Origin of the sequence: Shewanella sp. SM69, from assembly GCF_025653985.1 — a bacterium.
Taxonomy (GTDB): domain Bacteria; phylum Pseudomonadota; class Gammaproteobacteria; order Enterobacterales; family Shewanellaceae; genus Shewanella; species Shewanella oncorhynchi.
Window position 1 is genome coordinate 45,425 of the sequence record NZ_JAKKRV010000012.1, and the last position, 20,475, is coordinate 65,899.

General features: G+C 45.2%; 15 protein-coding genes and 1 riboswitch. Of the genes, 10 read left to right on the top strand and 5 right to left on the bottom strand.

The window, feature by feature from the left end:
• Positions 1–120: 120 nt before the first annotated feature.
• Positions 121–1,680, top strand: coding sequence for an AbgT family transporter (locus tag L5M37_RS16035; protein ID WP_263201174.1), 1,560 nt, complete (start codon positions 121–123; stop codon positions 1,678–1,680).
• A gap of 196 nt (positions 1,681–1,876) precedes the next feature.
• Here the strand turns inward: L5M37_RS16035 and L5M37_RS16040 are convergent, their stop codons facing one another.
• Complete coding sequence (locus L5M37_RS16040) at positions 1,877–2,233, bottom strand: hypothetical protein (protein ID WP_263201177.1); 357 nt, start codon at positions 2,231–2,233, stop codon at positions 1,877–1,879.
• Positions 2,234–2,731: 498 nt separating this feature from the next.
• Between L5M37_RS16040 and L5M37_RS16045 the strand changes: the two genes are divergently transcribed.
• From L5M37_RS16045 to L5M37_RS16055, 3 genes are all read left to right on the top strand, one after another.
• On the top strand, positions 2,732–3,982 hold the full coding sequence (locus L5M37_RS16045) for a dicarboxylate/amino acid:cation symporter (RefSeq protein WP_131525701.1): 1,251 nt from the start codon (positions 2,732–2,734) through the stop codon (positions 3,980–3,982).
• A gap of 274 nt (positions 3,983–4,256) precedes the next feature.
• Positions 4,257–5,393 carry an FUSC family protein gene (locus L5M37_RS16050; protein WP_263201178.1) on the top strand — a complete coding sequence of 379 codons (1,137 nt, stop codon included), beginning with the start codon at positions 4,257–4,259 and terminating at the stop codon, positions 5,391–5,393.
• 132 nt (positions 5,394–5,525) lie between these two features.
• A complete protein-coding gene (locus L5M37_RS16055; RefSeq protein WP_263201180.1) occupies positions 5,526–7,568 on the top strand; it encodes a M14 family metallopeptidase in 2,043 nt (680 codons plus the stop codon).
• Between the two features lie 25 nt (positions 7,569–7,593).
• Here L5M37_RS16055 and L5M37_RS16060 read toward each other — a convergent pair whose 3' ends face one another.
• Positions 7,594–8,361, bottom strand: coding sequence for a class I SAM-dependent methyltransferase (locus tag L5M37_RS16060; RefSeq protein ID WP_263201182.1), 768 nt, complete (start codon positions 8,359–8,361; stop codon positions 7,594–7,596).
• 270 nt (positions 8,362–8,631) lie between these two features.
• Between L5M37_RS16060 and L5M37_RS16065 the strand changes: the two genes are divergently transcribed.
• The 3 genes from L5M37_RS16065 to L5M37_RS16075 all read left to right on the top strand — a co-directional run bounded on the left by L5M37_RS16065 (position 8,632) and on the right by L5M37_RS16075 (position 11,012).
• Positions 8,632–9,417, top strand: coding sequence for a hypothetical protein (locus tag L5M37_RS16065; protein WP_263201265.1), 786 nt, complete (start codon positions 8,632–8,634; stop codon positions 9,415–9,417).
• Between the two features lie 309 nt (positions 9,418–9,726).
• Complete coding sequence (locus L5M37_RS16070) at positions 9,727–10,197, top strand: hypothetical protein (RefSeq protein WP_263201183.1); 471 nt, start codon at positions 9,727–9,729, stop codon at positions 10,195–10,197.
• A gap of 122 nt (positions 10,198–10,319) precedes the next feature.
• A complete protein-coding gene (locus L5M37_RS16075; RefSeq protein WP_263183203.1) occupies positions 10,320–11,012 on the top strand; it encodes a hypothetical protein in 693 nt (230 codons plus the stop codon).
• 602 nt (positions 11,013–11,614) lie between these two features.
• Here L5M37_RS16075 and L5M37_RS16080 read toward each other — a convergent pair.
• On the bottom strand, positions 11,615–12,493 hold the full coding sequence (locus L5M37_RS16080; RefSeq protein WP_263201185.1) for a hypothetical protein: 879 nt from the start codon (positions 12,491–12,493) through the stop codon (positions 11,615–11,617).
• A gap of 267 nt (positions 12,494–12,760) precedes the next feature.
• Here L5M37_RS16080 and L5M37_RS16085 point away from each other — a divergent pair, with 267 nt between their 5' ends.
• A complete protein-coding gene (locus L5M37_RS16085) occupies positions 12,761–12,913 on the top strand; it encodes a hypothetical protein (RefSeq protein WP_263201187.1) in 153 nt (50 codons plus the stop codon).
• Here L5M37_RS16085 and L5M37_RS16090 read toward each other — a convergent pair.
• A complete protein-coding gene (locus tag L5M37_RS16090) occupies positions 12,910–13,368 on the bottom strand; it encodes a GIY-YIG nuclease family protein (protein ID WP_263173748.1) in 459 nt (152 codons plus the stop codon). The genes L5M37_RS16085 and L5M37_RS16090 overlap by 4 nt on opposite strands.
• Positions 13,369–13,379: 11 nt before the next feature.
• Entirely contained in the window at positions 13,380–15,515 is a 2,136-nt protein-coding gene (locus L5M37_RS16095; protein WP_263201189.1) for a S9 family peptidase, read from the bottom strand.
• Between the two features lie 180 nt (positions 15,516–15,695).
• Positions 15,696–15,927, top strand: a riboswitch (FMN riboswitch).
• Positions 15,928–16,117: 190 nt separating this feature from the next.
• On the opposite strand from L5M37_RS16095, the gene ribB reads away from it, so the two are divergent.
• Together ribB and L5M37_RS16105 are read left to right on the top strand one after the other, a co-directional pair.
• Complete coding sequence (ribB, locus tag L5M37_RS16100) at positions 16,118–16,771, top strand: 3,4-dihydroxy-2-butanone-4-phosphate synthase (RefSeq protein ID WP_263201191.1); 654 nt, start codon at positions 16,118–16,120, stop codon at positions 16,769–16,771.
• A gap of 435 nt (positions 16,772–17,206) precedes the next feature.
• Positions 17,207–20,431, top strand: coding sequence for an EAL domain-containing protein (locus tag L5M37_RS16105; RefSeq protein ID WP_263201193.1), 3,225 nt, complete (start codon positions 17,207–17,209; stop codon positions 20,429–20,431).
• Positions 20,432–20,475 lie beyond the last annotated feature (44 nt).

A 20,475-nucleotide genomic window follows, 5' to 3' on the forward strand; every position in this document is an offset into this window, starting at 1 on the left:
TCACTACGATAGATTTTTATGTGTTTTATTTCTTATCGATTAGTTAAACCAAGCTTAAATTAATGCTGCGTTTTTATAATCACCGATAACAATCATCATTTTTTAGGAAGCGGCACCCAAATGGAAAATCATAAACCTGTCACTGGATTCCAGCGATTTCTCAATGGCGTCGAAGTCGTCGGCAATAAACTGCCCGACCCAGCAGTATTATTTGCGATGTTTCTGGGCTTAGTCTGGTTGATCTCTTGGGGATTATCGGGTGTCAGTTTTGATGAAATCGACCCTCGTACTGGTAACCCGATTCAAGTCGTTAATATGCTCGAAGGCGGTGCACTGACCGCGTTTACCTCGACGATGGTCACGACCTTTGTGACTTTCCCGCCGCTCGGTGTCGTGCTGGTTGCTATGTTGGGTCTAGGCGTTGCTGAACATACCGGCTTTATTAATGCAGGCCTGCGCTCCATTTTATCTGTCACACCCAAGATGTTACTCACCCCGGTATTGATAGCCGTGGGTATTCTAAGCCATGTCGCGGTAGATGCAGGTTATGTACTGGTTATCCCGCTCGGCGCGGTGATCTTCTATGCCGCGGGTCGTCATCCCTTAGCCGGTATTGCCGCCGCTTTCGCTGGCGTATCCGGCGGTTTTTCTGCAACCGTTGGCGTGCCATCGAGTCTTGATCCTATGTTAGCGGGCTTAACTCAGGCAGCGGCAAGATTATCGGCCGATCCCGCGGCCGCCACATTAACGATTAACCCACTGAATAACATCTTTTTTACTTCGGCTTCTGCCATTTTAATTATCTTAGTTGGCTGGTTCTTAACGGATAAAGTTATCGAGCCGCGCCTAAAAAACACTGCGGTGAATGGCGATCCCAGCACGCTCCCAACCCTAGATGAACTGCAACCCCATGAGCGCCGCGGACTCAAATTCGCCATGGCCGCCATGTTGTTGTGTGCATTAGGATTAGTATTAACCGCCTATGGTGAACATTCTGCTTGGCGTGCTACTGACGGCGCCTTAACCAGTGCTTCAGCGCCCTTAATGCGCTCCATTGTGGCGATTATTTTTGTGTTCTTCCTCATCCCCGGCATAGTGTATGGCTATGCCGCTGGCACGGCAAACAACCACAGAGCCATTATTCAGGGCATGAGTAAATCCATGAGCGGTATGGGTTATTACATCGTCATGGCCTTCTTCTGTGCTCAGTTTATTTATGCCTTTGGTCAATCTAATTTAGGCGCATTAATGGCCATTAAAGGCGCGTTGGCGTTAAAGGAATTAGCCCTTCCTATGGGCGTGACTCTGGTGGGGATTGTGTTTCTCACGGCGTTCGTCAATCTAGTAGTGGGTTCTGCCTCAGCCAAATGGGCATTGATTGGCGCCATTATGGTGCCCATGTTAATGGAACTAGGTGTGTCACCGGATTTGACTCAAGCCGCTTACCGAGTGGGCGACTCATCCACTAATATCATCACCCCACTGATGCCTTACTTTCCGTTAATTGTGGTGTTTTGCCAAAAATACGTTAAGGAATCAGGCATCGGCACCTTAGTGGCACTGATGTTACCGTTTTCAATCAGTTTTCTTTTACTTTGGAGCGGTTTCTTACTGGCATATTGGGCCTTAGGCTTGCCTCTAGGGATTGGCAGCTCGCTCTCCTTCCCCGCAATGCCTTAAGGCGTTCAAGAGGTATTCAGAGTGCTTGCGAAATTGAATTAATAATAAACAGGCGCTCAATACCTCAATAACCACTAAATGGTGCACAACTTATTACCTCGCCTTAAACACAAATGCCGACGTTAACCGTCGGTATTTTACCGCTAACAACACGTAATTTTATTTTATATAGAAACAACAAAATAAAAATAAACACTTAAATATCTATAAACGCATCTTGCTCATAATAAAAGATAATAGCTTCAAGCAGTTCCTGTTCACTTGGCTGGGCTTTTTGCTGCTTGAGGTTATCGATCACATCCTCGATTTGATCCATGTTTAGCAGATAACCATAGTCACTCCGGCCTAAGCTATCCTCAAAGGCATCGATTTCGTCATCCGATAGGTCTCTCATATCATTCACTATCGGGAATAATGGAGTGGTCAGTTGCAGGGATTCACCTTCATCAAGATCTTGATAAACCAGCCAATAACTCAATCCAGGTTGTTCGACGCACTTGCTTATCCAGCACTGTAACGATTCGGGCGGGCCAAAAAATGAGGTGATGTTCATAATGTCCTCGGAATGGAGTTGTCATAGGGAAAACTGAGTGAGTCACAGAGTTGAATGGTCATTGAGGTTTTTAGCTATTAACCACTCTCATGATTCATACAAGTAAAAGATGGGTGACCAACGACTCAAGCCGCCCCAAGAATACGAGAGGATATCTGCGCCCATCAAAGTAAAAATCACAATTCATCAATTTGGCAGTTAAAATCCCATAATTAAATAAGCTTTATTCATTTTTAAGCGCATAAATTTAAGCATTCCTCATTTAACGTTAACGTGATTTAGACTTTGGTTATTTTGAAACCAAGGTTGGTGATGTTTCACAATCCCCTGCTATGCAATTGTGATACTTTAGCCGGACAAAAATGTCGGGCACTTGCCTTTAACATAGAGTGAACCTTTAGCCTAGAGTAAGCCTTAATCACTAAAGCTTGAGTCGTCTAGGTTCAAATCGTCTGTGCATGACACAAAATGCTGCGGCAACTGGGGAGTTTCGCAAGAATGAAGAGCAAGAGTTTATTAGGTAACATTGGTGTGCAAGTGGTTATTGCCATGATTATCGGCGCACTGGTGGGTTTTATGATGGGCGAGAGTGCAAGTGTGTTTGCACCACTCGGAACCATTTTCATCCATTTAATCAAAATGCTAGTGATCCCACTGGTATTGGTTTCTATCATCAGCGGTGCGGCGAGCTTAGGCGATAGCCCATCGGCGGGTAAGATTGGCATTGGCACTTTCGGCTTTTTTATTGTCACGTCGGGCTTTGCCGTTGTGCTTGCACTCTTGATGGGTAATCTGTTCCAACCGGGTGCAGGTGTTGATTTTACCGCCCACAGCAGCACAGACTTGATGGAAGTAACCAAGGAACATGGCGCATTGCCTGGGGTAATGGATACCTTTATCGGCATGATCCCAACCAATGTGTTCGAGTCGCTGAACGGCGGTAACATATTACAAATCTTAGTCTTTAGTATCTTCTTCGGCATCGCACTGACTAAAGTTAAAGGCGATGGCGCTAAACCTATTTTGGCCGCACTTAACACAGTCGTCGATGCCTTTGTGTGGATGATCAACTGCGTGATGATCATTGCCCCTATCGGTGTATTTGGTTTGATGGCCGATTCTGTCGGCACCTTCGGTTTTGATGCACTAGAAGTCGTGTTTAAGTTATTCGCCGTATTTGTGGCTGCGATTCTGATCTACGGCTTTATCTTCTTCCCATTAGTGGTACAACTCTTCTCAAGAGTGTCGGCGCGCCAGTTTATTTCGGCAATGAAGAAGCCGCAGGTGATGGCCTTATCGACCGCCTCTTCAATGGCGACTCTGCCAGTGAATATGGAAACCTGCGAGGAAGATCTTAAAGTCTCTAAGGCAACCACGGCTTTTGTACTGCCGTTAGGCGCCACCATTAATATGAGCGGCAACGCGATTTATTATGGTTTAGTGGCCATGTTCTTTGCCCAAATGTATAACGTTGATCTATCGATGACAGCCTATGCGGCCATCATTTTCACCTCAACCTTAGGCGCAATTGGTCAAGCAGGTGTGCCGGGCCCATCCTTCTTAGTGGTGGCAGTGCTGTTAGCTGCGGGAATTCCTATCGATGGTTTACCTTTGCTGTTTGCGTTAGACAGGGTTTTTGACATGATCCGTACCGCACTCAATATCACTGGCGATGCGGCTTGTGCCTTGATTATGGATAAATACACAGAAGTTGACGTTAAAGCGGATAGTGAGCGCAGCTTAAGCTAACTCAAACACTTTAAATATAGGCTTGAATAGGCAACGCTTATTCAAGCCTTTTTTATATCTGCAGCACGGTATAATGGCCTGCCTCTACACGCATCAGTTAAGCCTATTTAATCTGAGTGTTAATGTGATCTCTCCCGCGCCATCCACTAAGCTCAATTTGCTAGATTTCGCAATTTACATTTCTTTATGGCGCTATGGCCGCAAGTGACACGGTTTTTCTGCGATACTGCCACCAGATTAACATCGCTAAGTTAGCTCAAAGGAATTTTGCCCTATGTCTGTATTTGCCCCAGCCACACCCTTTGCCGACTTTATCTATCGCCATTTCCGCTCAATTCACGCCCTAAAGCTCGGGCTAGCCTTACTCGTTGCTGTCACTATTAATGCCATTTGGGCGCCACCGCATTTTATTTGGAGCATGGTCACGATAGTGATCATTATGATGAGCTTACCTCAAGTAGGCGGCGCGATTGAAAAGTCGCTACAAAGGGCGATAGGCACTTGTTTAGGCTCAGCTTATGGGGTGATGTTAGTTGCCACTGTGGACAGTTATTGGCTAATCATGAGCCTGCTGATCTTAGCCGTTAGCTTGATTTGTTTTATCTCGGCCGGACGTTACAGCTATGCCTATTTAGTGGCCGGATTTACCATCATAATCGTCGTCGGCGACGCCAACCATGACACCTCTGAGGCACTATGGCGCACGGCCAACATCCTCTCCGGCTGTGTGATTGCTATTTTGGTCTCACTGTTCATTTTTCCGATTAAAGCTAAACAAGATTGGCGCTCCCAACTCACCCATGCCATCGACAATATGGCCGAAGTATTAGCCGAGCATCTTAAGGCGCCCGCCAATCATGAGCTCGATTTTCGCGCTAGACTAGAGGCTGCGATGAAGGCCGTACTCACTCAAAAGAAACTGTTTTTCTCCTTGGAATGGGAAAGTCAAACCCTCAAAAAACACAAAGTGCTACTGTCGCAGTTAGCCAATAAACAAGTGCGCTTAATCACCTTACTCGAACTCTTACCCTTTACCCGCTGGCAGGAAGAAGACAAAGACGCCTATCTGCAGATTAATGCGGTTGCCTCTGAGCTTGCCTTCTATTTGCAACAACTTGCAGAATTTGTGGCGGGTAAAGCTCAACAATTGCCGACACTGCCAGAATGCTTAGATCAAGAATTGCAACACAGACTCCAGCTTGCCCTAGTCGCAGCCACTCAAGCATCGACCGCAGATCCAGTGACAGCCGTAAACGACCAAGTGCCGCAGGGATTTGCACTCACAGGTTATAGCTGGCTGATTTATCAGCTCGCGATTGCCGTCGAAGCACTTTATAAAGACATTGCCATTATCGACATTGCCTATCACAAGCGGCCAGCTTCTCAGATAACGCCCAACAAAACGGCTTAGTCGATTTTACCATTCCGCTTAGTGCTTAAATCCACGTCAGAAATGCCGGATACCCTTAGCCGCCCTTGCGTTAACGGGGCGTTTAATGAAAAGATACCGTCCTAATAAAAATTCGATAGATGGACTCTTTTCATGCGCTTGTTTTCTTTCTCCGTTATCGCCATTGCCTGTCTCTCTACGGGCAATCTGTACCCTGGGAATGCTTTTGCCAATGATGCGAAAACCACAGCCCAAACAACTCCGGCAGCCACTATGGCGCAAGCCTCTACCACCGAAACATTGGCAGTTGGCTCCCCAGTAATCCCAACGTCACAGGATGCAAGTCCAGCAGCGAATAGCCAAGCGACTGCGACTGAAACTGCGACTAATGTACTGGCCGATACCACAGTTACGTCGCCAGAAGCACAACCAGCGCCCATTCCTGAACGAGCCAACACCTTTGTCAACGATGCGATTTTACCGCCCAGCATCACTTGGCATGGCGCCAGCGAATCGCTCATGTTAAGTGTTGATAGCGAGTGGGCGACTCCCTTTGAGCAAAGTGGCGGTATTGAAAGTCCAAGCTACGATGCCACTATCGCTTGGCTCGACAAACTCGCGGGCGAGACAGATAAATTACAAAAGGTGAGCTTAGGTAAGAGCCCACAAGGGCGCGATATTTGGATGTATATCGCCAGTAGCGAAGGCATTAATGAATCGGCACGCCTCAAACAAAACACTAAGCCGACAGTGCTAGTGCAGGCGGGGATTCATGCAGGAGAAATCGACGGTAAAGATGCTGGCATGATGCTGCTACGTGACATTATCCAAGGCGATAAAAGTGTCCTGCTCGATAAAGCCAACCTCTTGTTTGTGCCTATTTTTAGTGTTGATGCCCATGAGCGCAGCGGCGAATTTAATCGGGTGAATCAACGTGGCCCAGTGAATATGGGCTGGCGCACTACGGCTAATAATCTCAACCTTAACCGCGATTATGCTAAGGCAGACAGCTTAGAAATGCAGCACATGCTGCGCGCAATCAACGTATGGCAACCAGATCTGTATATCGATGTCCATGTTACTGACGGCATCGACTATCAATACGATGTTACCTTTGGTTATAACCTTGCCCAAGGCTTAAGCCCTGCGAGCTACCGCTGGCTCGAAAACAGCTACAGACCTGCGGTTGAAGCCGCATTAACGGAACAAGGCCATATTCCCGGCGCACTGATTTTTGCCGTGGATAACGCCGATATTAACAAAGGCATGTCGCTGTGGAATCCAAGCCCGCGCTTCTCTAACGGTTATGGCGATGCTCGCCATTTGCCCACCATTCTGGTTGAAAACCACAGCCTAAAGCCCTTTAAGCAAAGGGTGCTCGGCACTTATGTGATGTTAGCGCAAACCCTCAAAACCGTGGGTGAACAGGCGACAAAACTTAAGAGTGCGATTCAAGAAGATAAATACCGCGCCTCACCGCTAATCACCCTTACTTGGAAATTAGCACCATTAGAAAAAGGCTGGGATTTTAAAGGCATAGATTATCAACTTGAAAAGAGCCCCATCAGTGGCGCTGAAGTTGTGCGCTGGACAGGTGAACCAAAACTTTACCCTAACTTGCCTGTGATGGCTGAAACAGTGCCCGACATTAAGGTCACTCGTCCGAGTGCTTACTATATTCCAGCACAATGGACTCAAGTGATTGATCGTCTTAACGTGCATGGCATTCGCATGACCACACTCAAAAAGCCAACCGAGTTGAAATTGCAGCAATATACCCTCAGCAATCCCGTGTTTAACACTAAGGATTTTGAGGGCCGCCAAACGGTCAAAGCCGAGTCAGAGTTAACCAAAGTTAGCACCACTCTGCCCGCTGGCACCATTAAAATCAGTACAGATCAACCGCTAGGCGATCTGGCGATTTTACTGCTTGAGCCGCAATCACCTGATTCTTTACTGCAATGGGGTTTCTTCAATCCTATCTTCACTCGTACTGAATACATTGAAGATTATGCAGTAGAGCCACTGGCTGCCAAGATGCTGAAAGAAGATCCTAAGCTACAAGCTGAGTTCGACAAAGCACTGACTAATACAGAGTTTGCCGCCGATCCTGAGGCACGCCTACGCTGGTTCTATGAACGCAGCCCTTACTACGATAACCAATACCTTAAGTATCCGGTTTACCGTAGTCGCTGATCATCGCGATTACAAAAGGCTGTGATTACGCTGGCTTACGCGCACTGATGCTATACACCAAGGGCACCTTCTGCCCTTGGTGTGTTAACACATAACGACCATCGGCTTGCGCTTCGAGCCCTTCAAAGCAGTTATAGGGGCTGAAATCAAACTCGTGGAAAAACTCCAACACTAAGCCCGCCTGTAATAACGCATTGATCACTTCAGATAAACTGTGCGACCAGCACATTAAGGTTTGCTGATCATCACCGGTATTTTCGGTATATGTGCCTTCCTGCTCTATGTCTGGCTCACCCCGATTAAAATAGCTATAACCATCGAACAACTGCTGCGCAGGATGGAACTCGGCCATGTAAAACTGTCCGCCGGGTGTTAAACAGGCAACCACCGTCTGCGCCCACAGAGTTAAATCCGGCAACCAAACAATGGCACCATAGGACGTAAACACAATATCGTGAGGCTCAACCTTGCTCGCCACACTGTAAACATCGCTACAGATAAACTCGGCGGACAACTGTGTCCGTTCTGCCAGCTTTTGCGCTTCAACAATCGCCACCGCTGACAAATCGACGCCTGTGACTCTGGCTCCCATTCGCGCCCACGACAAGGTGTCTAAGCCGAAATGACATTGCAGATGCAGCAAACTTTTACCTGCAACCTCGAGTTCACCTAGCTCAATTTCCCGCAGCGAAGTCTTACCATTAAGAAAACCCGCCACATCATAAAAATCAGAAGTTAAATGTACCCGAGTGCGCGCATCCCAAGCCGTCTTGTTCGTCGTTAAATAATCCATCTGCATCCCTTCTTATGTTTTTTGTATTTTTGATTCCGCGTGACTTACGGAGCTTAAACTAACTTAATAAATGAGCAATTTCACTAATCTATGAGTAAATCACCCATGTAGCGGACATGTCCGCACAGTGAGTCTCGGACACTTTTCAGCTTAACCAATTGATTATAAATGAAACTTAAAATTGGCATGGGCTGTGCAATGTCTTACACATCGCAAGACGACTCAGCACTCACCCAAAAAATCGAGTGCCAGATAAACAAGGAAGCTAACATGTCACTACGCCCATTTATATTCACCCTCGCTTTTATAGTGTTTTTTACTGCTGGGGTATCGCTCACTGGCTGCATTCTTAATGTGAACGCAGCAGGCATGCCAGACTTAGACCACCAGCAACGCGAACTCACACTCGATAGCCAAGACTTACAAGGCCTGATTGCAGAAACTGGCGCAGGCAGTTTGGAAATTATCGGTGTCGAAGGCCTCAGCCAAATTAAACTCGTCGCCGACATCTATAGCAATAAGGACGGCAACGATGACAGCAAAGTCATTCTCACCCTTGAGAAAAAAGCCAATAAGGCCAAGCTCAAGGCCAACTTTGAGCAAGCAGATTCTAATAATAACTCGCCCTATATAGACCTAAAACTGCAAGTCCCTGCGAACTTTACACTGGATATTGATGACAGCTCAGGGGCTATTTTGATCAGCAAGATGACGTCAGACATGAACATCAAAGACGGTTCGGGTGAACTCACTATCAACGGTGGTAACAATATCAACATAGAGGATGGCTCAGGTGATATTGAAATCAGCCAAATCAACGGCAGCCTAACCATTGAAGATGGCGCTGGTGCCATCAAGCTGACCGATATTCGCGGCAATATCGCAATTGATGACGGCTCGGGCAACATAGAGGTCGCCAATGTGCAAAGTGCTGTAACCATCACAGATGGCTCAGGCAACATTAATGTCTTTAACACTAAGGGATTAACGATTCTTGCGGCAGGTTCTGGCGATGTGAAATTTAACAAAATCGACGGCCCAGTGAGCATGCAATAACGCGCCGTTTTACCACTCTACTCCCAAAGGTTTTACCCACTTCCCGGCGTAGAGGCTGATGTTGCAACGGTTCCCAGCCAAGATGTCAGTCTTCTACCCACCCTTTTAAGCTTATGCCCGACTTATGCATTTATGCCACTAACCCCTTGTAGTGGCATTTTTTTATACCGAAATTAAGCTTGAGTTTGCAGAAATGACGTTGATTTTATTCAGACCGTTACGCTTTAACCTTGTGGATTTGCTAAGATTGTCAGCCTTCCCACTTCAATAGTCGAAAAGTCACACTGTATTGCCAGTAAGGTCGAGAATATGGATCAGTTTTCGGAATACCAAAAAGAAATTGAATCGCTTTCCCTATCGGATAACCCTAGGCAGATAATGGAAGGACTAGGGGATATTTGTTTTGATGGCGAATCTTTTTATCGCAACGGCAATAAAGCCCTAGCCAAACACATTTTCAAGCATATTTACGCCTTAGATGCGCACTCAGACTATTTCTCACACGCCAGAACTGTCGCAAAAGCCTTTCTTATAACCTTGGGAGAAATTCCCCCTATCTCCCTAGGAGAGGTTATTTTGCAGATAAATCATGAGCATGCCTCATTAGCCGCACATCAATTAAATCTGCTGATTGCAAAGCGTCTTTTTAGGGAATTTAGTCACCATCAAGACGCTATCCACATCACTATGCAATATCTCACCAAAGCCGAGGCACTTACCCCTCTGAGCAAGAGTGACCTTCGCTTTAAAGCTTTAGTCAGCTCAAATGAGAGTGAGTAAAGGGATAGCGTGACAGAATAAATCATCAGAATTTAGAGCCGTTTATCAAAAGAAATGCAAAAAATATACCGGAAGAGATCAACGTTCTGAATTCGACAACCCAATTTTAATTAAGTGATAATATGGACATTTCATCTTTTAAGAAATATATAAAGTTAGCACCAGAAAATGTTTCAGAATGGCAGAGGTGGGAAAATTCATTACCTACCTTCGATTCTATATTACCAATATTGGATTATGTATATAACACTGAGTGGCAGCGAGATGATTGGAAAGCCATAATGGCATTCATTCGGAAAGGTTATGTTGAGCAAAATGAATCATCTGAATTGGTTGACGGGATTAAGCATGTAAATATATTCAACTCCAAAGTTATTAATCTAAAAGTTGATGTCGCAATTTCATTAAACTGCTCCATTGTTCGTTCATTAGAGTCAATTAATTTATGCTCAGACTCAGTTGAATCATTAAGTGTGTCCCATGCAAGCAAACTCTCTGAAATTACCGGAAACACCCAGAATTTAAGCTACTTATCTTTAAATAAATGTCAAAAGTTAGATTTTGGTTCTATCATTTCAACGCTTGACAGCGTAAAAATTTTAGACCTCAGTGGAAACCCACAGCTGTCCAGTATTGATGAGTTGCGTGGAAATAAAAATATTTTTGCGTTATATCTTGTTGAAACAAATGTAATCAAGACTAAAGAGACAGTAGAAATCTTGGCTTCGATACCAAACTTGAAAAAACTTTGGATTAAAGCAAACAAAAAGGAGTTGGAACTTTTAAGAGAAGCCCTACCAGGGATTGTAAATTAAGCATAGAAAAAGACCGGACATGTAGTTCGAGAGCGTGAAAAGATCTGTGTAAGTGGCATTCTTAAGCTGTTGAATGGAGTTCAGAATACCAATAGCAGACAAACTTATCGCTCAGCAGAAGAAAAAATCGACTCACCCCAATAATAAATCCGGCAATAAACCGGCCAGTGGCATTTTTTTAACTCTCAATTTCTACTTCTCTAACCCCAATGCAGACCAGTCTTTGGTGACGACTAAAGCTTAACTATTTGATTTATTATGAAAGTTAATCGTTAAGCTATTAAGCACTGCCATTCCAGTGACTCGCCGCCCTTTCGTTTAACAAGAAGTGTCACTATAGGCTCGACCGTGGCATCTGCTGCATACGGAAGTGCAAATGCCGCGATCACATGGATACGAAAGAGCGGCTATGCCGCCAACGGTTACTTCCATGACAGTGCTTAATCTCATTAACCTTTGAGTATACCTGTGGCCAAATTGAACAATGAATGCCTTGATAAACTTCACATATAATGTTGCATTCAAGTATGAGCAACATTGCCACTAGCCCCCAACCTTGAACTAAAAATACCAAGCTTTAGGAATCACTCTTAAATGCTTTATTATCTTAATGACTTTCGACCAAACCTCTCATAATCATGGACAATAGCTTCAAACAGTTTTGAACCTACCACTTTATCCACATTATCAATCACATAATTTTCAATCTTTGCAAGCTGTTCTTCTGGGATTTGCTCGTATAGTTCAGATATTTTATTTGCAGCATCCCTGATATAACCATCAAAACCGTCAGGAAAGACGTACTGTCTTGGGGATATTGTTCCACCGCTAATAGCCACACGGCTAGATCGCATTTGTTTCGATTGCTTTGACTTAATTACACCTATAACAATAAACGAAGGTAACTTCGTATAAATGTACGTGCCTTGTGAGTTACCCACAATATCCATGGCAATAGCACGAAGGAAATACCGATTGATGTTTGTTGGAAGATTATCGAAATTTGTTGACTCAATAACATCAAGAGGAAATATGTGTTGCTCAAATTCGTATAAGTTTGAAGATTTACCAAGTAAGAAGTTGGCTAACCCCTCTTCAGCTTTTGCCAACATTTCTAGGTATTCTTGCGGTTTAGTTTCATGGCTATTTTTGCTGCGAACATAAGTAAGTGTTCGCCAAGACAAAGAGGCTGCAAATTTTGACAACCAATTTCCATACACTGCTACTAAACTCGAGTTTTTCATATAAGGGTGGAATATTTTAACCGAAAAAGTTCTTTCCCATGTTGAAAATAAATCTTCGCAAGCTCCACATAACCAATATTCTTTGGCTATATCTTGCTGTCGTTTACTTACTTGATTTCCATATCTTAAATAACCCGTAATTGAAGTCTTCTTAAGCCACTTTCCTATAAATTTTGGAATAAAATGACTCAACTCAAGCTTCGCTTCTTGATTACATAATTTGCAAACGCCATGCATATAAAAAAGACCTCCATTAAGATAACCTTTGAATAGTGTGCATGCTCGCTTACCTCATTAGAGCAGAGAAAGCGTGCATCGTTAACTATTTGTATCAAAATAAATTAATCAGATTTCTATCACTTTCCTTACACAACAATCTATCAGACAGAATATCCCATGTGCGAGTTACAAACCTATCATATATTGCAATAGGATCATGCCAACTAAGATAGATAGTTCTGTCTGACATTAGGCTTAAGAGAATGCTCTAGGTAACAGGATACTATGCAGTTAGCCAGATTAAGCACTGACATGGAAGTGACCGTTGACGGCATGGATGCCGTCGTCGAGCCTATAGGGACATATTTACGGCGAGTCACTGGAATGACAGTGCTTAATCTCATTCCTCGTCACAGAACAAGTATGATGCAGTGTTAACGCTCTAGTAATCCACGCCCTGACTCAATCAACACCAACTTTTGACTACGGCTTAACTTTTTAACTGCTATTTCACGGCGCAGTGCATCGCCGTGACTGCCAACCTGCTCTTGATACATCAGCGTTAACGGACCTTTACCGCGCAAATACTTAGCGGATTTGATACCACCCGATTGATGCTCGCTAAAGCGTCGTGTGACATCTGTGGTGACGCCTGTGTATAAATGCCCGTTGGCGCAGCGAACTAGATACAAATACCAGAGGGGTGCTGATTTTATGGGTGTAGGCTTCGGTGGTGCAGGATTTAATGGTACGGGATTCAGCGAAGCTTCTGTAACAACATTTTTGGTTGCGACAGCGCTAGTCACTGGGACAAGTGTGTCTGCCACCAGTGACTCATGTTGCTGTAAAGCGCCTCTGTCAGTATTGCCTAGGTTGACGGCTGATCCAGTCACTTGCGAATGACCTACTTCGCCATACCTAATAGACTCAAGAAGAAGGCATATTCTTGGGCAGTGTCTTGGTACTGGCGATAACGACCACTCTTACCGCCGTGGCCAGCTTCCATATCCACATTGAATAACAACACCTTATCATCCATCTTGTACCACTTATTCTGTACATCGCGCAGTTTAGCGACCCACTTGGCGGGTTCAAAATACTGCACTTGGGAATCATGCAAACCTGTCGTCACTAACATGTGTGGGTATTCTTGCTCAGTGACATTGTCGTAGGGCGAGTAACTCAGCATGTAATCGAAATAGGTTTTCTCGTTCGGATTGCCCCACTCGTCGTACTCATTGGTCGTCAACGGAATCGACTCGTCCAGCATAGTCGTCACCACATCAACAAAAGGTACATGGGCTGCAAGGGCGAAATACTTGTCCGGCGCTTGGTTAGCAATCGCGCCCATTAGCAAACCACCCGCGCTGCCGCCAGAGGCAACAACCTTGTTTTTGTCGCCATAACCTTGCGCCGTTAATGCCGTTGTTACGTCAATAAAATCATTGAAGGTATTCTGCTTATTCAACAACTTACCATTGTCATACCAAGGGCGACCTAGCATTTCTGAGCCGCGCACATGGGCGATGGCATACACAAAACCGCGGTCAAGCAGACTGATAACGGATGAAGAAAAATCGGGTTCTACTGTGTAACCGTAAGATCCATAACCGTATTGATACAGAGGGTTAGTGCCATCTTTCTTGAATTTATCTTTGCGATACACCAAAGAGACGGGCACTTTCGCACCATCGCGGGCCGTCACAAATATCCGTTCGGCACGATACTGGCTGGCATCGAAGCCGCCTAAGACTTGATCTTGTTTTAATAAATCACGTCTATCGGGATTCACCAGCGAATATTCGTATACGGCTTCTGGCGTCGTTAGGCTGGAGTAGAAAATGCGTAACTTATTGCTGTCTTGCTGGGAATTAATCTCTAAACCCATCACATAAGCAGGCTCATCAAAGCTCAACTCGAAGGGCTTTTGACCATTGAGCGGCATCACTTTAATCCGCGTTAGGCCATTTTCACGGGTCTGAATAATCAGATAATCCTTGAGCACCAACTCGTCTTCGATACGGGCATTGGGATTATGCGCAACCACTTCTTGCCACTTAGATTTGTCCGCTGCATCTTTAATGGCGACTTTCATCAAACGGAAGTTAGTCGCCTGCCAGTTGGTGAGAATGTAATAAGTATCACCCAGCTTAGACACACTGTATTCGTGGCCTTCTTCCCGCGCTAATACTGGCTTGAATAAACCCAGAGGATCTTTGGCATCGAGCACCGACACTTCGCTGGTCGTGGTGCTTTCTTGGAACAACACAATTTGCGACTCATCTAAGGTTTTGCCGAGTGAGATATAAAATGAATCGTCTTGTTCTTCATACACTAAGACATCGCTCGATTGCTTAGTGCCCAGCTCGTGGCGATACACTTGATAGCCCAGCAAGGTTTTTAGATCTTTGGCGATATAGAACACATGCTTGTTGTCGTTCGCCCACACTACGCGACCTTCGGTATTTTCAAGCACGTCGGTGATCATGTCGCCCGAAGCCAAGTCTTTAAAATAGATGTGATATACACGGCGGCTGAGGACGTCTTCGCCAAAGGCCAACATGGTTTCATCTGGGCTGACACTGGCGCCGCCTAAACCATAAAACTCATGGCCCTTAGCTCGCTCGTTAACGTCGAGCATCACTTGCTCAACACCATCGGCGCCCTTACGGCTGATCAGCGGATATTCGCTGCCCTCTTGGTATCTGTGATAGTAGCTGTTCTGATGCCATTGGTACGGCACGCTCGACTCATCGGCGACTAAACGCTCTGTTAACTCTTTATAAAGACCATCTTGCAACGGCTTTAATGGTTTGAAATAAGCCGCGGTATAGCGATTCTCAGCGTTGAGATAGGCTAACACTTTAGGATCATTGCGCTCATCATCACGCAGCCAATAGTAATCATCGGTACGTGTTACGCCATGTAAAGTCATCACATGGGGAATTTTTTCAGCAACCGGGGCGGGTACTTGCCCTTTGGAGGTCGAACAAGCGGATAACAACATAACAATACCTAAAGTGAGTAGCAGAGAGCGCATTTATACGTCCTTGTGACGTCCATAACGACCGTCGAAGAATGCGACGGCAAGTCAATTAGCTTATGTGTTCAGTATGATAGTGGTCAGGTGTGCACTAGCGCAAACATTGAACGCGAGAAGTTGCCATTCGCGGTAAATAAGAGCAACATAACCGCGTTTTTGAGCGCAAATGGCTCAAAAGCAAATTCTCAGGGCGGGGTGAAACTCCCCACCGGCGGTAAATGGGTAACGACTAAGTGATTATTTTGCTGAGCGACACCCAAAGCCCGCGAGCGCCCGAAATCACTTTCGGGGTCAGCAGATCTGGTGCCTTAGATTTTGCCTAGTGCAAAACTGACTATTCCAGAGCCGACGGTAATGGACTGTTTGCTTCAATGCCGACAGTGCTGAGTCCGGATGGAAGAGAATGTAAGACAACACCTTGCGGTATTTAAGTGCAACGCGCTTATGTATTGCAGTGTTAGCCTCATGTTTTGCAATAACTTCACCCCAAGTGAAGTGATATTGCTACAGCAAAATCGAGCCTTTTGGTTTGATTACGTTGTATTTCTGCACGCCCTGATTCTGGATATTCCAATGTCGTTTATTTAAGGATATTAACCATGAATCAGTCTTTACTTGCTCCTTTTGGTACTGCTATCGAACGCGTTGAAGCGGGTCTTAATGCCCTGCGTCAAGGCCAAGGTGTGTTAGTTGTCGATGACGAAGATAGAGAAAACGAAGGCGATTTAATTTTCGCTGCCGAGACGCTGACTAACGCGCAAATGGCCATGCTCATCCGTGAATGTAGCGGTATTGTTTGCCTGTGTTTACCCGATGCAAAAGTCAAAGCCCTCGAGTTACCCCCTATGGTGGAAAACAACTCGAGCCAATATGGCACTGCGTTTACTGTGAGTATTGAAGCTAAAGTCGGTGTGACGACTGGCGTTTCTGCCGCAGACCGCGTGACCACCATTAAAGCGGCGATTGCCGATAACGCTAAGCCAAGTGATCTCGCTCGTCCTGGCCATGTGTATCCACTTCGCGCCCAACCGGGTGGGGTATTGACCCGCCGTGGTCACACTGAAGGCACTATTGATTTAATGCAACTCGCGGGTTTAAAAGCCGCTGGCGTATTGTGTGAAGTCACTAACACCGATGGCACTATGGCGCGTTTGCCCGAAATTATTGCCTTCGGTGCGCAGCACAATATACCCGTATTAACGATTGAAGATATTGTCGTTTATCGCAAATCATTGCTGGCCAATGTCGGCTAGATAACATGCCAATCGCCTGAATCTAGGGCATTGATTTAAATAGAAGGACGTTTAGCTGCGGCAAACGTCCTTTTTATTTAAATAGATTTACCGTTAACAATCGCGTTCCACCTAATGCACTAAAAAAACCGATAAAAGGTAAAGTTAAACAAGTCATTCTTTCGAATGATGAAATACTGCTTCACATCACAGACAAGACAAATGCTTGTTTGATAGGTGCAAAATAGGTTAATAAAAATAGTCTCTTAGCATGATATATAACAATTTGCTTAATTTCGTGACCTAGATTAGATATCCATAAACTAAAGGTCGCGGTGGCTGGCCGCCTATGTTAAATATCCTCACCCTGTGCCTAGTCCTATTTGTAACTCGGATTCAACGTTATTACGTTGAATTTTCTTTTTCTGCCTAGGTGAACGAGTGGAGTGATCTTTAATGCCGTCAGCGCTACACCATCTCAGTTTGAAGCAAAAGCTCATTCTGTTTTCGTTAGTCCCATTATTAATGATGAGCTTTTTCATTCTGACGCGCATGCATGACTTGATAAAGGAATCACACTCGGCCAAGCACAATCATCTTGCGGTACAAACGACGGTACAAATCACTGAGCTACTCTATCAGTTGCAAAACGAATATGGTCTAAGTACAAATCAGCGACCAACCGATGAAGTGCTATTACAGCAACAAGCGACTAGATCAAAAGCACTCGATGCGTTACTGAACAGTGAGCCTTTAGAGCACCTTCTGGAGGCGCTCGACCCTAAAAGTATTGAAGCAAACAAAATGAACGCATTGTTGGATGCGCTCAAACTCACAGGCAACAAACTCGCTAACGTTCACCAAAACCACACAGACGAAACACTGAGTCAGTTTACGGAACTCTATAATCAATTCCACACTCAGCTTTTGCAGCTCATCCAGTTATTACAGTTACAAACCAACGAAATCAGTCAATCCCGTGCCTATACCGATCTATTGAACCTGCTTATGGTGCAGGAGTTGGCCGTAAAAGAACGAAGTGCCATCAATCAATTACTGCTCAGCAAGTCACTCAATATTAATGATTACCGCACCATAATCTCCTTCATGTATGAATATGAGCGAGCCGTGATGCACGCGAGCAATGCATCAATTTCCGATAGAAGGTCCTTACTACAAAACCTACAAGATTCGCCAGAAAATCAACGTATTCTGCAAATCAGCAAGCAAATTGAACAACAAACTCGCATTAGCGCTCTGGCACAAAATATTAATGCCTACTTAGGTTACGGTGGCTTAATGGGCAGTTTTCAGGACTATTTGCTTAAGGGCGATGATATTTCACTGCAAAAATTTAATGCAGCACTTGCGACGATTCTGCTTAATTTGGATGAACTCAATCATGAGACTCGTTCTCTACCCGAATTTAAGGCAGCGCTGAAAACCATTGAGGACAGCATAGATCAATACCAGTTCAGCATGGTCAAGTTGCAGCAACTGCAGCAGCAAGGTTTGCCGATGACGGAGATCAAAGCCATCGCGCAAGTCCCTGCCAGCGAGGACAAATTAAGCCAAGCGATGAGCCAACTATTAATGCCGCCACATCCAATTGATAGCCAGGAGTGGTGGGATCTCACCACTCAGCGTATCAATCAACTACATTTGCTGGCGCAAAATATCACCAAGAACATGGCGCAGCAGAGCGAATATCAACAAAACCACACCTTAATCTTACTCGGCTTATACTTGTTCTCGGCTTTGTTCACCGCGACCATCACACTTTGGCTTGGACAAAAGATCATCCGCAATTTTATGGATAAGATCACTAAGATTGCCAATGACATGCAGCAAATGGCAGCAGATCCACAGCTCAATATTAATATCCAAGTCTCAGGCACAGATGAACTCGCCCGCATGGCCAGCGCCATGAACCGTATGATTAGCGAACGGCAAAAAGCAAACCATGCCCTAAGCCGCGCAGCAGCAGTGTTTGACTATTCTGCCGAAGGCATAATGGTGACAGATGCCGACAACCATATCGAACTAGTCAACCCCGCTTTTTGCCACATTACGGGCTATTCATTGGAAGAAGTGAAAGGCCGCAGTCCCTCCCTACTCAGCTCTAGCCGTCATCCTAAGCACTTTTACACCGCCATGTGGGAATCACTACAAAAAGAAGGGAAATGGGAGGGTGAAGTTTGGAATAAACGCAAAGATGGCCAAGTATATCCCGAGTATCTAGCGATTACTGTTGTGCGAAATGAGCAAGGTAAAATAATCCAACATATTGGTTTATTTATGGATATCAGTAAGCGAAAGCAATATGAGCAGGATCTTTGGTATCAGGCCAACTTCGATGGATTAACTGGACTGCCTAATCGTAAGCTGTTCAATGAACGACTGCAGCACGAAATCCATGTGGCGCAGCATGACTCTCGCAAGCTGGCTATCTTGCTGATTGATTTGGATCAATTCAAATATATCAATGATGTACAAGGCCATGCCACTGGCGACTTATTACTTAAAGATGTCGCAAAGCGCTTAGAAGGCATTGCGGGGAGAACCGATTTTATCGCACGTATCGGTGGCGACGAGTTTGTGCTTATCTTGCCACGACTGACTAACGAACTCGCCATCGAACACATGGCAACCCGAATCATTGAAACCTTAGGTATGCCATTTAACTTAAATGACCGCGAGATCCAGATTTCAGCCAGCTTTGGTATCGGCGTCTATCCCGAAGATGGCCTCGATGTCAGCTCACTCACCCGCAATACCGAAACCGCCATGTATCAAGCCAAAGATGCGGGACGGAACAATTTTAAATACTTCACCGCGGGTATGAATCAAGCCATGTTCGCTCGGATGGAGTTAGAACAACGTCTACGCCGTGCCGTGGCACAAAATGAATTTGCCCTGCATTATCAACCTATCGTGGATATGCAAACCGGAAGTGTCTGCAGCGTCGAAGCCCTTATCCGCTGGCAAGATCCCGAGCTTGGGTTGATCCCGCCGGATCAATTTATCCCGTTAGCCGAAGAAACCGGGCTGATAGAGCCTATGGGCGAATGGGTGCTCAACCAAGCCATGCATGATCTGAGGCAATGGCAGAAAAGTGGCTTAAATATCAATGTCGCGATTAATGTTTCCAGCCGCCAATGTATCAATACACGCGGCATGGGGTTCGACCAAGTGTTGCAAGAGTGCTTCAACCGCCACCATGTTAACCCACGAAATGTGCATATTGAGATCACTGAAAGCATGCTGATGGGCGATGCCAGCCATTGCTTGAGCACGCTCGAGTCTATTCGCCATTTAGGCTCGCAAATCTATATCGATGACTTTGGTACGGGTTATTCTTCCCTGAGTTATCTGAAAAAATTCCCGATTTCAGTGATTAAAATCGACCGTAGCTTTGTGGAAAATGCCCTCGAAAATAACTCGAACGCCAACTTAGTCAAAGCGATTGTCATGATGGGGCAAAGCCTAGAAATGGAGTTAGTTGCTGAAGGCATAGAAACCGAAGCACAGTGGCACTTCCTACGAGATTTAGGTTGTCACTTCGCTCAAGGGTATTTGATCTCCAAACCGCTCCCCTTTAACGAGATCACTCCCTTGCTACGCATCAAGCACACAGCACTGTTGAATGATGGCTATCAAGATAAATGCGTGAATATCTAAGCTTATAAAAATAAAACGATAAAGAACAAAAAAGCAGCCTAGGC

Coding starts and splice junctions, on each gene's coding strand:
- L5M37_RS16080 (WP_263201185.1), bottom strand. CDS start 12,493: ATGCATGGCGTTTGCAAATTATGTAATCAAGAAGCGAAGCTTGAGTTG.
- L5M37_RS16070 (WP_263201183.1), top strand. CDS start 9,727: ATGGATCAGTTTTCGGAATACCAAAAAGAAATTGAATCGCTTTCCCTA.
- L5M37_RS16050 (WP_263201178.1), top strand. CDS start 4,257: ATGTCTGTATTTGCCCCAGCCACACCCTTTGCCGACTTTATCTATCGC.
- L5M37_RS16045 (WP_131525701.1), top strand. CDS start 2,732: ATGAAGAGCAAGAGTTTATTAGGTAACATTGGTGTGCAAGTGGTTATT.
- ribB (WP_263201191.1), top strand. CDS start 16,118: ATGAATCAGTCTTTACTTGCTCCTTTTGGTACTGCTATCGAACGCGTT.
- L5M37_RS16055 (WP_263201180.1), top strand. CDS start 5,526: ATGCGCTTGTTTTCTTTCTCCGTTATCGCCATTGCCTGTCTCTCTACG.
- L5M37_RS16075 (WP_263183203.1), top strand. CDS start 10,320: ATGGACATTTCATCTTTTAAGAAATATATAAAGTTAGCACCAGAAAAT.
- L5M37_RS16095 (WP_263201189.1), bottom strand. CDS start 15,515: ATGCGCTCTCTGCTACTCACTTTAGGTATTGTTATGTTGTTATCCGCT.
- L5M37_RS16065 (WP_263201265.1), top strand. CDS start 8,632: ATGTCACTACGCCCATTTATATTCACCCTCGCTTTTATAGTGTTTTTT.
- L5M37_RS16105 (WP_263201193.1), top strand. CDS start 17,207: ATGCCGTCAGCGCTACACCATCTCAGTTTGAAGCAAAAGCTCATTCTG.
- L5M37_RS16085 (WP_263201187.1), top strand. CDS start 12,761: ATGCAGTTAGCCAGATTAAGCACTGACATGGAAGTGACCGTTGACGGC.
- L5M37_RS16035 (WP_263201174.1), top strand. CDS start 121: ATGGAAAATCATAAACCTGTCACTGGATTCCAGCGATTTCTCAATGGC.
- L5M37_RS16040 (WP_263201177.1), bottom strand. CDS start 2,233: ATGAACATCACCTCATTTTTTGGCCCGCCCGAATCGTTACAGTGCTGG.
- L5M37_RS16060 (WP_263201182.1), bottom strand. CDS start 8,361: ATGGATTATTTAACGACGAACAAGACGGCTTGGGATGCGCGCACTCGG.